Origin of the sequence: Thermogutta sp., assembly GCF_014359955.1 — a bacterium.
Taxonomy (GTDB): Bacteria; Planctomycetota; Planctomycetia; order Pirellulales; family Thermoguttaceae; genus Thermogutta.
Window position 1 is genome coordinate 1 of the sequence record NZ_JACIYL010000874.1, and the last position, 1,744, is coordinate 1,744.

At 57.7% G+C, this 1,744-nt stretch carries 3 protein-coding genes; 1 reads left to right on the top strand and 2 read right to left on the bottom strand.

The window, feature by feature from the left end; genetic code table 11:
* On the bottom strand, positions 1–635 hold a 635-nt coding region (locus H5U08_RS17775), incomplete at its 3' end, for a hypothetical protein (protein ID WP_297036179.1).
* Positions 636–921: 286 nt separating this feature from the next.
* Here H5U08_RS17775 and H5U08_RS17780 point away from each other — a divergent pair.
* Positions 922–1,371, top strand: coding sequence for a hypothetical protein (locus H5U08_RS17780; RefSeq protein WP_297036181.1), 450 nt, complete (start codon positions 922–924; stop codon positions 1,369–1,371).
* A gap of 190 nt (positions 1,372–1,561) precedes the next feature.
* Here the strand turns inward: H5U08_RS17780 and H5U08_RS17785 are convergent.
* On the bottom strand, positions 1,562–1,744 hold a 183-nt coding region (locus H5U08_RS17785), incomplete at its 5' end, for a hypothetical protein (RefSeq protein WP_297036185.1).

Consider the following 1,744-nt stretch of genomic DNA (forward strand, 5'->3'; position numbering starts at 1 on the left):
TTCAGTTCGTTCAACCGTTCGGGCGGAAGCTTCTGTTTGAGATATTCTCGGAATCCCGACATGCAACTGGGACAAAAACACGCGTCCAACCAGGTGACGGCACCGGCCGTCCCTGTGTAATCGTCGATATGCAGCGCATCCGCCCCGGAAACAATCACTTCCCGCAGTCGGGAATAGAGGTATTCCCGATAAAGGGGACTGTTAGTGCAGAACCACCACGCGGGCTGTCCCTTATGTTTGTGATCCCACAGCCAGGGGACGATGAATGGCTCTCCTGCGAAATTGCGGCAGGTAGCTTCCATGAACTGGGGAGTGAAGTCAATCATCCGGGCAAATTCCGTCCGGAATCCAATGCTTACCGCGAAGAGACGCACCCCACGCTGGTGCGCCAGGCGAATGCGATCGGGAGATTGATGGCCTGCCCAGCCCAGAACGGTACATCCGTAAGGCTCGTACATCTGTGGATTGTCGTACATGAACACAACGTCGGAGTGTTTGATCGCTCGGGTTGGTGCGGCCGTCTTGTCGGTGAGGGGCGACTGGGACAGACTGGTTTCGCCGAGAGCCTGCGAAGCTCCGAGAACGCTCATTGCCACCATGAAACTGGGCAACACACGCCAGATCTGATGGTTCATGGTCAAACCTTTCCTCAAGCTTGCGCGGAGGAATGATTCACTTTTTCCCCGGAAGGTTTCACGGATCTCTTGGTGGGGGCATCCGCTGTGGACAGCACACTTCTTGAATTGTGGGTGCCAGTATAGCCCCCTTGCCGCTCCTGCACAATGTGGCAGTGTCGGTTAAGGAAAGTCTAACGATTTTGTGGATTTTGCGGGCAGTGGTGGCCGATTACTACCAAACGGACGCGTGGGCGCCAGGGTCTTCGTCCAACCTACGAAAGTGCCCCATTCAGGAAGCAGAAAAATGGCTTGGACAACTGTCAGATCAGCGAGTGCGGGCGGATTGGTGGCTGTCGCGATTGGCCTCGTTTTCTCGGCCGGGTGTTGCGCCACATGCGCTCATCGGACCGGTCCGCTGCTGGGGATGGCCCGACCAGGAGCGGTTTATCCGGAGAGCGAGCCGGTTGTCTATCATTCCGGACCGCTTGCAGGGTTGTTCCACCTGTTGGGCATCGGGCGGGGATATCCCTGTAACGGGTGCGGACCACGCTATTGGGGCGATTGGGGTGGGGAACGGGCAGGGTGTGAGGCATGCGATGAATACGGGCACTGGGTCGGGCCACCGGCCGGCCATCCAGTGGCTCGTTCTATGGTCGTCGAACAACCGCCGTGTGAAGAATGTCAGAAAACCGCCACACAGGAGATGGTCCCGCGGGTACCGACGCGAAAATCCCTTGAGGGGGGAGCGGAGTGAGGTCGTGTCACGTGCGTGCGATCCTGAATCAGGAAATCGGCCTCGCGTTACTTGGTTTGGTCGAGCCTATTGCTGGCTGTCCTCGAAGGGGATTTACTCTGCATATCAGACCACTGGCCAGGCCTGATAGACGTACTTGCTGAGAACGACCTCGGCCCTTGCCGATTGACGCATGTCCTGAAGCCACCGCTTAACAGGGAACAGCTTGCTGAGTCAGAGGGACCGTCTCAGTTGGGATTGACAGCCCGGCAACACCTTTAAACTCGGCAAAAGACCGCTCCAGCCTTTCTTCAGGAATCTGTTGCCAGTAGGGTTCGCCCACCGCACAGATGTCTTCCCAGCGACGTTCGAACGCTGCGACCACGTGCGGGTC

Excerpts from the sequence above, each read along its gene's own strand:
- H5U08_RS17780 (WP_297036181.1), top strand. The coding sequence starts at position 922 with ATGGCTTGGACAACTGTCAGATCAGCGAGTGCGGGCGGATTGGTGGCT.